This is a genomic window from Mesorhizobium sp. IMUNJ 23232 (assembly GCF_044326205.1).
In the GTDB taxonomy this organism is placed as follows: domain Bacteria; phylum Pseudomonadota; class Alphaproteobacteria; order Rhizobiales; family Rhizobiaceae; genus Kumtagia.
Window position 1 is genome coordinate 1 of sequence record NZ_JBIRCY010000116.1, and the last position, 9,627, is coordinate 9,627.

7 protein-coding genes are annotated in these 9,627 nt (G+C 63.7%); 6 read left to right on the forward strand and 1 reads right to left on the reverse strand.

Annotated elements, in window-relative coordinates; all coding sequences use genetic code 11:
- Positions 1 to 159 precede the first annotated feature (159 nt).
- Positions 160 to 1,038: an MBL fold metallo-hydrolase gene (locus ACH196_RS36990; protein ID WP_396651806.1), complete on the reverse strand. Its 879-nt coding sequence runs from the start codon at positions 1,036 to 1,038 to the stop codon at positions 160 to 162.
- A 300-nt stretch (positions 1,039 to 1,338) separates the two neighbouring features.
- Here ACH196_RS36990 and ACH196_RS36995 point away from each other — a divergent pair, with 300 nt between their 5' ends.
- From ACH196_RS36995 to ACH196_RS37020, 6 genes are all read left to right on the forward strand, one after another.
- A complete protein-coding gene (locus tag ACH196_RS36995) occupies positions 1,339 to 1,896 on the forward strand; it encodes a hypothetical protein (RefSeq protein WP_396651807.1) in 558 nt (185 codons plus the stop codon).
- Positions 1,897 to 2,052: 156 nt separating this feature from the next.
- Entirely contained in the window at positions 2,053 to 3,201 is a 1,149-nt protein-coding gene (locus tag ACH196_RS37000; RefSeq protein WP_396651808.1) for an alpha/beta fold hydrolase, read from the forward strand.
- A 106-nt stretch (positions 3,202 to 3,307) separates the two neighbouring features.
- Positions 3,308 to 6,121 carry a xanthine dehydrogenase family protein molybdopterin-binding subunit gene (locus ACH196_RS37005; protein WP_396651809.1) on the forward strand — a complete coding sequence of 938 codons (2,814 nt, stop codon included), beginning with the start codon at positions 3,308 to 3,310 and terminating at the stop codon, positions 6,119 to 6,121.
- Positions 6,118 to 6,669 (forward strand): (2Fe-2S)-binding protein, encoded by a 552-nt coding sequence (locus ACH196_RS37010; protein ID WP_396651810.1) that lies wholly within the window; start codon positions 6,118 to 6,120, stop codon positions 6,667 to 6,669. Before ACH196_RS37005 ends, ACH196_RS37010 begins: the two co-directional genes overlap by 4 nt.
- Positions 6,666 to 7,910, forward strand: coding sequence for a c-type cytochrome (locus ACH196_RS37015; RefSeq protein WP_396651811.1), 1,245 nt, complete (start codon positions 6,666 to 6,668; stop codon positions 7,908 to 7,910). Before ACH196_RS37010 ends, ACH196_RS37015 begins: the two co-directional genes overlap by 4 nt.
- Before the next feature lie 822 nt (positions 7,911 to 8,732).
- Positions 8,733 to 9,059, forward strand: a complete 327-nt coding sequence (locus ACH196_RS37020; RefSeq protein ID WP_396651812.1) for a hypothetical protein — start codon at positions 8,733 to 8,735, stop codon at positions 9,057 to 9,059.
- The last annotated feature ends 568 nt before the right edge of the window (positions 9,060 to 9,627 follow it).

Consider the following 9,627-nt stretch of genomic DNA (forward strand, 5'->3'; position numbering starts at 1 on the left):
GGCAGCAAAGGCCCGATCAGTTCCCATTCCTCGTCCGTCAGACCAACACGTTCGCCCAAGGCTGCCTCCAAAAAGAAGCCTTGAATCAAAACCGGATTCTCCAGTCAACCTTTGTCAACGGACGCTAGCGTTTGCTCTCCTATCCTTACGGAAGAGGGATCATCCCCCTTCAAGGATCATCGGTTCCGCCACGAAGCGGAAGCCGTCGCCCGCGCGCACCACATGGCCGATGCCAGGCCATGGCGCGTGATAGCTGATCACCCTCGCGCGCTCATCCGCCATTCGGGTGAGCAGGGCGAGCCGGGTCGCCGCTCCGATCTCGGCGTCATAATCGTAGGCGCTCGGCGTCGTCGGAAAATCGAACGACAAGGGCACATGAAATATGGTGTCGCTGAGCACACAGAGCTGCTCCCCTTCGGATGAGACGAGGAAAGCCATGTGCCCCGGCGTATGGCCGGGTGCCGCCAAAGCGCAGACGCCGGGCAGTACCATGTCGCCACCGGGGAAGAAGCGAATCCGGTCCCGCACCGGGACCACCTGCTGCCGGAACCCCGCGACAGCGAGTTCCAGCGCCGGCTCGTCGCACGCTTCCCAGAAGTGCCATTCGGCTTCGGAGATATGAATGGCGGCATTGGGGAAATTCGGGATGCCGTTCGTGCCCATTGTGCCCCAGCAATGATCGGGGTGGGCGTGGCTGAGGATGAGGTCAGTGACCGCCTCGGGGGGAACACCCGCTCGAACCATGTTCTGCTTCAAGCGTCCCGCAAGAGGGCCGAACAAGTCCGATTCCCCCATGCCGTTATCGAACAGCGCCACGCGGTCATCCCATTGGAGCAGCAGGCAGTTCTGCTCGGCGCGGATCGGACCTCGGGGAAGAAAGGCGGCATCGAGACTCGTGTCGATCTCGTCCTCGGAAAGGGCCGTGAAGACCGTGCGGGGCTTGGCCAGAAGAATGGGGCCATCGGACACCACGCACACCCGCATCTTGCCGATGCGGCAGCGGTAAAATCCAGGCGGTGCCTCTGCTTCGAGTGCCAAAATCGCCTCCGGTCTGTCCGCCTACCCTTCTGGACCGCCACCGGATTGCGGGCAAGCGGCGAAACCGCTTCCACAGACCTGCGAGCCATCAAATTCACCGCGCCGACCTCGGATTCTTCGGTGAGTTGAATCCGTGACACGTCCGCTTGAACGGCTCGCCTATAGTCCCCGCGCCATGGTTCCGCATTTAAGGCCGCCGGCTCCGCCGCTCGGTTATGAGGTTTGGTGCATCCGGAAAGCTTGAGTGTTGAGCCGGCGAAAGAAATGCAGAAATACAGCTGCAACGAAAGGACGTGTGCCATGAAGACGTTTATGTGCGGCGCGATTCTATCGGTTTTTTGTGCGGTCGCTTCCGCGCAAGCCCAGAGCACAGCTACCCAGGACAACAGCAGCTTCGAGATGCCCGCCGTAGATTGGCTGCTGGTTCAAAGCGCCCCGCAAGCGAGCTTCGACGGAAAGACCCTGACCCTGAAGGGGATCAATCCCAAGATCGTCATGTTCGCGGACCGTCCTGACCGCATGACAGGCAGCGTGGACTCGCAGTCCTTCGTCGACAACTGGAACAAGGGCAAGGACAGCATGGAGAAGGATCCGCCGAATGCGACCTTGAGCACCATCGCCGATGGGAAGGAAGTGCTGTCGGTCGTCGAACTCACCTCGCCCAAGCTCGAAGGCGATACGCTGAGCTATTCAGTGCGGCTGCTGCAGGGGACGCCCCCGAATGAAGGCACCATGGCAACCCTGTTCATCGACTGGTGGACGGGCCCGCGCGGCGGCATCTGCCGGCACAACGCCTGGGGTAATGTCTATTGTGTGCCGAGCTACGGCAGATATCCCAATCCTGCCTATTACAACTGAGGCGATCAACGCACCACGAAACATCTTCCAGGTACTCGCCCCCCGCGCACCTGGAAGATATCGCTTGCAGCTTCCGGTTTGCAGATTCCTGACCTTCGGTTCGTGCCAATGACGTCTCGGTCCAAGCCCCGCCGACCGCGTCCCAGGGAAAACGCCATGCAGCTCACGCGACGCGATTTCGGCCTGATGGGCGGTGCGAGCCTCTGCCTCGCCCTGGCGCGTCGCTCGGAGGCGGCATCCCCCTCCCTGTTTCCCGGCGAAGAGCTGATCAACGCGGCCGGTTTCCCCTCCTTGGTGAAGTACATCAAGGGGCGCCCGGACAGGCCGCTTGTCGTGTTCGTCCCGGGAACATCGTTCCTGGCGCGGATCTCCTACGGGTTTCCGGGCGGGCGGCCCGCGGACTTCCTTGCGCACTGGATCGTCGAGGAGGGTTATTCCTTTCTCGGCACCTCCTATCCACTCGATCATCCCGCCTATCGCCAGGTCTATCCGGAGTTCAATGTGACCGATTGGGGCCGGCAGATCGCGGCTGGGGCGCAGCGCGCCATCGCCGCCAACGGGCTCGGCAATCGCATCATCGTCGTCGGCTGGAGCATGGGTGGCAAGCCGGTGCAGACCGTCGCGGACGCCGCCCGCGCGGCGGGTCTCGATCTCGCGCTGTTCGTCGCGCTCGATGCACTTCCTCCAGGCCCTAATCTCTTTCCCGGCAATGCCGAGCAGTTCACGCTCGCCCCCGACGGCATGGTGGATCAGGCCCACTCTCTCATGCCCTGGTTCATCAAGATGATGGCGAAACAAAACGAGATAAATGCCCGCACGATCATTCCGGAGGACATTTTCCGCGCTGATTTCACCGGCAATCCGCCACTGGACATTCAGGGCGAGAATGCGCGCTTCCGCAACGGCCGGATCGTCTCCGACCCTGCCGCCGCTGCCGCGGACGCCGGCACGTCCCGCTACGATTCCTATCCCGCAATGGCGCTCATGATCAGCGACAGCACCGCGGACTACCCCAACGTCCTGCTTTGCCGCAGCAATTGGGGGGAGTTGATCGCCCAGCAGCTCTACCGGGCGCATGTCTATCCCCATCGCGAGCGGCTGGCCGGCATGACGGGGGGACAATGGAAGGCGCTCCAGGATCTGTTCAAGTCCGCCATGGACCGGCTGACCGTCCAGATCCATGGAACCCATTTCCTTTTCGTCGGCGAGCACGGCGCGCGGGCCGCCGCCAAAGGGATCACCGAACTTGCCGAACGGGCTATACAGCTCGACCGCGAGATCGATACCGTGCTGCGCACCCGCTGATGGAACGGGCGGAATGGATGGTCGACATGCTCGCAGCACTTCTCCAACGTAGCCCGGTGTACTCGTCTGCGGGCAGTTTCCGCCTCCTCCGATCCGGAGCACTGTCGTGAGCGGCCCGCACGTCTCGCGGCGTGAGCTGCTTCGCGGTGCCCTGATCGGCGGCGTCGCCGTTTATCTCGCGCCGATGGGCAGCCGGGCGTACGCGTCCCTGTTCGAAGACAGGCTGCTCACGCCACCGGCCTGGAGCGATCGCACCGCCGTCTTGAAATATAGAGTCGACGGCGTTTCAAAAGTGGTCGGAGAAAAGGTGTTCGCACGCGACGTCCGTGCGCGCGACATGCCCCATTGGCCCCAGCAGCAGGCCCATGCACTGGTGCTCCGCGTCACCAAGGCCGACCGCCTCTATGTCGGGCTCGATCTGTCGGTGCTCTCCGGCGATCTCGGTCCCGATCGCATCGTGACCGCTATAGACCTGGCGCGCGACGGCGTCGCCTTTCCCGATTTCTATGGCGAGGACATGCTGCTGCCGCAAGGCAAGACGCCGGCCTATCTGGGCCATGCGGTGGCGATATTGATCTACCACGACTTCCCAGGCTTCCGCTTTGCGAAGGACAAGCTCCAGTTCAACGACACCGTGGTGCGCTATGGGGCCGTGACGGGTCCGCTGGAGCGCGACCCGTGGGGCTCATCCCGCTTCGTGCGCGTCGGCGGCGCGACGCCTTATGACGAGGACGTCTTCTCGTGCATGAAACAGGGGCCGCTGACCCCTACCTACCACGAGCATGCGCCCGTCTGGCCTCAGCCGGCCCGCGACGGGGATGTGGGCGCCCAGGGCATGTATCACGTGGCCGCTATCGACAGCGCGCTGGCGCATCCGCCAGCCAGCCACCTGGTGCTGACCCACGACTATGCCACCCAGTCCGGGGACACAGCCGCGCTCGAGCCTGACAATGCGAACGGCTGGTGCGACCCAGTCAAGAAGGAGCTGCATCTGGTGGTGGCATCGCAGTCTCCGCAGGAGGTGGCGGAAGCGGCCGCCGCCATGCTGACACGAAGCCGGATCGGCATCGAGCGACTGTTCCTGCATCCCTGCTTCACCGTCGGCTATGGGTCCAAGGATCATTGCAGCATGCCGTATTACGGCCTGGTCGCCGCGCTCTATGGCGACGGCCGGCCGGTGCGGATCGCCAATGACCGGTTCGAGCAGTTCCAGACCGGGCTGAAGCGGCATCAGTTCAGCATGCGCTACACCATGATGGTGGAGCGGGAAACGGGGCAGCTGCAAGCATTCCGGGCCGACATCGCCGCCAATGGAGGCGGCCGGGCCAATTGTTCCGCCGCCCTCACCATGGCCGGCGCGACCGCAGCGCAGTCGGTCTACTACTTTCCCAAGTCCGACGTCGCGGCGACAGCGCTCTCGTCCCGAGCCATCGACTGCGGTTCCGCGCGCGGCTACGGCGCGCTCGAAACCCTGATCGCGACCGAATTGATGATCGATGAAATCGCCGGTGAGCTCGGGCTCGATTCCATCGAGTTTCGCCTCCGGAACGTGTTGAAGACCGGGATGAAGAATGGGCAGGGCGCAATCCCCCTTGGCTTGCAGCGGGCCGATGAGGTTTTGCAGAAAGCGCGCAGCCATCCCCTGTGGACCGGCCGGGTCGCCCAAAAGCAGGCCTACGACGCTGCGCATCCCGGGAAATATTACGGCGTCGGCTTCGGCTGCATCCAGCGGCGGTTCGGCACGGGCGCGGAGGCGAGTTTCGCCAGGGTGGAGGTGGCGTCGGACGGACGGATCTCGCTGTGGCACACCGGCACGGAGATCGGCACCGGCATGTCCTCGGGGCAGGCCGTCGCATGCGTGCGATGGCTGGGCCGGCCGGCCGACACCCTGGATACTGGAGTCACGGACTGGCCAGACCTTCCCATGGTGACCAGCGGCGACCCCCACGCCATGAGCCAGGAGGAGCAGGATCGCCTGGCGCTGGACCCGCGCTGGACTCCGGCCACGGCGTCGGCGTCCAGCGCCAGCAACTCGTCCTACTACTTCTCGCACACCACGCGGGAGGCGACGCGCGTCGTGTTCCAGCACGGCCTTTGGCCTGCCGCAGGCGCCATCTGGGCTGCCGCAGGCGCCCCCTCCGAAGCCTTGCGCCAAGAGAGTGCGCGCTGGGTGGACGGCTCCCTCACGGTCGAGGGCCAGCCTCCCCTGCCGCTGGCGAAGCTGGCCGCGGAGGCGCATGCGCGCGGTCTGATTGTCGGGGCGATGGTCCACGGCTTCAACCGGTGGCAATGGGCGGAGGCCGATTTCGTCGTGGGGGGTGTCTCGCAGCACCTCCCGGTGGACGGCCTGTCCGTGCGCTACGGCGATGGTGCAGGCGCGGAGAAGCAGGCGGCGGCCGCCACGCCGGGCCGCTACCACGTGCTGGATCGCCAGGCGGTGCTCATGCCTCCGACCCGGAACAACGCTGCCGCTGTCGGCTACAACGCGGCTGTCGGCACGCTCGCCGAGCTTGCCGTAGATGCCGCCAGCGGCACCGTCACCGTGCTTACGCACCACACGATCCTCGAATGCGGCAACATGCTGGTGCCTGATCTGGTATCGAGCCAGGTGCAGGGGGCGACCGCCAGCGGCATCGGCCTCGCACTGCACGAGGGGCTGCCGCTTTACGAAGACGGTCCTGGCGATGGTACCTGGAACTTCAACCGCTACCACTTGCCGCGCGGCAGTGAGGTTGCGGTGTGGACGCAGACCGCCGAGGTCCTGCCGCCGCTGTCGGAGAACGAGCCGCCGAAGGGCATGGCCGAGGTGACCATGATCGCAATCATCCCGGCCATCGTGAACGGCATCGCCCACGCCATCGGCCATCGCTTCCGCACGCTGCCGGTGACGCCCGAACAGATCCAGGGGGTTCTGTCATGAGCCTTCCGACCCATCCTCTGACGGTGACGATCAATGGCCTGCGCCATGGCCCCTTGGACGTGCCCGAAGGCATGATGATGATCGACGTGCTGCACGAGATGCTAGAGCTGACTGGCTCCCGGCTCGGCTGCGGCCAGGGCATCTGCCATGCCTGCGTGGTGATCTGGGACCGGGATGATCACGCCAGCGAGGAGGTGCCCACCTGCATCACTGGCGCGGGCTTCTTCGACGGCAAGCGCATCCGTACCATCGAGGGAATTGCGCGCAGGAACGACAAGGGCGAACTCGTAGCTCTTTCCCCGGTCCAGCAGGCCTTTCTCGACCGGTACGGCTTCCAGTGCGGCTACTGCACGCCGGGCTTCGTCAATGCGGCGACCGTGCTGATCGAACGCCTGGAGCGCGCACCCGTGCCGCGCGCGGAGGTCCAGGCAACGGTCGAGGCGGCGCTGGAGAAGCACCTCTGCCGCTGCACCGGCTACGTGCGTTACTACGAAGCGATCCGCGATCTCATCCTGGCGACGCAGGGCCTCACGCGGGATCCAACATGAAGATCGGTCGGCTGGGTCTGCTTGTCTTCGCGATTGTCGCGATCGCCGGCGTCGGCGGGTATTTCGCGCTCAACCTCTTGCGCGGCAAGACGGGCGGTCCCGTGCAGGTGGTGAACGCGCCGCCCGAGGTGGTCGCCCGGGGGAAGTACCTCGCCGAAGCCTCCGACTGCGCGGCCTGCCACACGGCGCCCGACGGTGCGCCTTTTGCCGGCGGTCTCGGCATGCAGAGTAGTTTCGGCACCATCTACGCCACCAACATCACGTCCGATCCCGACGACGGGATCGGACGCTGGAGCGCGGAGGACTTCTGGCGTGCGCTCCACGACGGCGTACGGCGCGACGGGCAACAGCTCTATCCCGCGATGCCCTACACCTCTTATCGCGGCATGACGCGGGCGGATTCCGACGCCATCTACGCCTATCTCATGCAGTTGCGCCCCATGAAGGTGGCCAACCGAAAAACCGACCTCGACTTCCCCTTCAACATTCGCCTCGCCATGCGGGGCTGGAACCTTCTGTTCCTCCATGACCGCCTGCCGGCGGCCTCAACGGGTGATTCCGCCGGCTGGGAGCGTGGGCGCTACCTTGTGAATGTGCTTGGCCATTGCGGGGAATGCCACACGCCGCGCGGCATCGTGGGTGAGATGGAGCTATCGCGAGTGTTCACCGGTTTTGCGCTCGGGCGCGTCGCGGCGCCCGACATCACACCGGCAGCGTTGGCGGATCGCGGCTGGGATGCCGCGGGGCTGCGCGCCTTCCTGGGGGGCGGATTGGCAAAACAGGGCTCCGCGTTCAGTGACATGCATCCTGTGGTCATGCTGAGCACGACGCGTCTGACAGCGGAGGATCTCGGGGCGGTCACCATCTTCCTGCTCGGCGACGCTCCGCAGCCTCCGGCGCAGGTGGCGACCGATCCCGCCGCCAACGGCCCGGGGCGGAGCAGCTATCTCGCGCTGTGCGCCGGATGCCACGGTCTCGAGGGCCAGGGCGTACCCAACACGATCGTGGCCATGCGCCAGAACAGCACGCTTCGCCTCGCCGACCCGCGCAATCTAATCGTCGCCATGCTCGACGGAATCCGCGCTGAGAACTTTCCGCATCTTGAGAGCATGCAGGCCATGCCCGGATTTGCCGACAAGCTGGATGACGAACAGGCCGCCGCGCTTGTGAACTATCTGCGTGTCACCTGGGGTGGGCGAAAGGGCGATGTGGCGCCCGGTGACGTCCGCGCCTTGCGTTAGGTGTGCATAAGCACTGAAGATGGACCCCTCGAGGGTACGCCGTAACATTTTGCATTTATTGGCAAATTTCGGATCCTGCCGGGGTCCCGCTCGGCGCCGGACGGGACCTTGGCAATATCGTAATTTCGGCAACAAACTCAACGCGTTAATTCTGGTTTAGATAGGGGTCACGCTTCTGCGCAAATCCACATCAGATGCGTCGATCGCAGGTGGGTGGTGGGCCGCCGGGTCCCGTGGTGCTCGGCAGTGGCTTCACGGTGTACGATGCATCCTCTTTGACTGAGGTTGCCCAAAAAGCGCGAGTTCCCGCCTGGTTCGTCAGATCACCACAAAATCGGCAGCGGTCAAAGTGCCACGCCAGGAAGGGAACGGAATAACACGGCAGGCGGGGTTACGAGGGCCGATATCCTCATGTTCTCGTCCCAAAAACGCAGGTCAATCGCGCGAGAGCAATAATCAAAGAGGGCGGTCCTAGCGGTGGGTACGCATTACGCTTCGCTGGTTCCGCCCTCTTCGGCCCCGCCGGCGAACGGTGAATTTAGGACACCGCTATAAGACCATATTGCGATAGATCAATTGTCTGGACGAACGCGGTGCACAACCGTCCGCCAGTTCCCAGGATGCGGAAGTGCATGACGATCGCCCCTTGCGCAGCCTCATACTTGGCACGTCGAATGTAATGTATGAATTGCCAGTCCCCTAACCGACACCGATGTTTCAAATCGGAATGAAGGATCGCGGGGCCAAGGGCGAGGTGGGTTATGGCCCGGCGATCCTTCAGCAAATGCAGGTGGCCGGGCTCACCTCAACACTGGCGATGAGTTGCCTGAGTTCGCCCAGGTGGTGGTGTGTAGTCAGTCCGGCCAACTCCTGCGCCATCAGAGCGCGATCCTCGCCGCTGCCAGCAAAGATTTCTGCTTAACTCAGTGCCGCATACGGCTCACCATTTCTAAACGAAACAAGTCAAATTTTGCCTGTCGGAAGCTTTTCCGCGCCACTTTACAAACACAATTTGCAAATGTATTTGTTGACGACCTGACGGTGGGGAAGCTGCTGGAATTCGTCATCGTGATTTGCGGCTGCTTAGGGCTGGAAGGTTTGCCGCCGACGCTGAGTTTATTCTCGCGTCGGCGGCATTTTATCAATTAACCACCACGGCTTTGCGTGTTCACTGCCGGTGGAGCGGACGGGGAGGAATACCGCGCCGTTCCGGGCCGCTGGCTCAATGCCCGGACCCCACCCCCTTGGGCCAGCGGCCTCCAGGACTCAATACGGCGGCGGGTTCATCCTGGATCACCGTCGCACAATCGCCGTTCTGCTGCTGACAATAATCTTTGATCCCTCGCAATCTCGGCAACCACCGGCAGCGACCACCCACCCGTGAGCACTTCGGGACAGCGGATACACCGGATTCTACGAACGCAGATCGGGCACGGTCAGGTTCCCCAGCACGAGAACATCCATGACCGACGGGGATCTGGCGGGATGAGCGCGGTTAGTGACTGACGATTTGGACCGTCAAGTATGCTGCCCCTCCCAGTACGTCGAGTGGTCGCGAAGCTTGCTTGACCAATCCGGAAGCGCCCTAGGTGTCATTGCTATGGAGGTTGTCCGTCCGAGGCTTGGATGCGAGGTTGCGGTTACCACACACGCGACCGCCAGCCAGGAGCCTCGGATGGACGTTCATGACAATGCCAGAACAACACCGCGCAGTCGA

What these genes read in the sequence shown, in the direction of transcription:
- ACH196_RS36995 (WP_396651807.1), top strand. Translation starts at nt 1,339, where the DNA reads ATGAAGACGTTTATGTGCGGCGCGATTCTATCGGTTTTTTGTGCGGTC.
- ACH196_RS37000 (WP_396651808.1), top strand. Translation starts at nt 2,053, where the DNA reads ATGCAGCTCACGCGACGCGATTTCGGCCTGATGGGCGGTGCGAGCCTC.
- ACH196_RS37010 (WP_396651810.1), top strand. Translation starts at nt 6,118, where the DNA reads ATGAGCCTTCCGACCCATCCTCTGACGGTGACGATCAATGGCCTGCGC.
- ACH196_RS37015 (WP_396651811.1), top strand. Translation starts at nt 6,666, where the DNA reads ATGAAGATCGGTCGGCTGGGTCTGCTTGTCTTCGCGATTGTCGCGATC.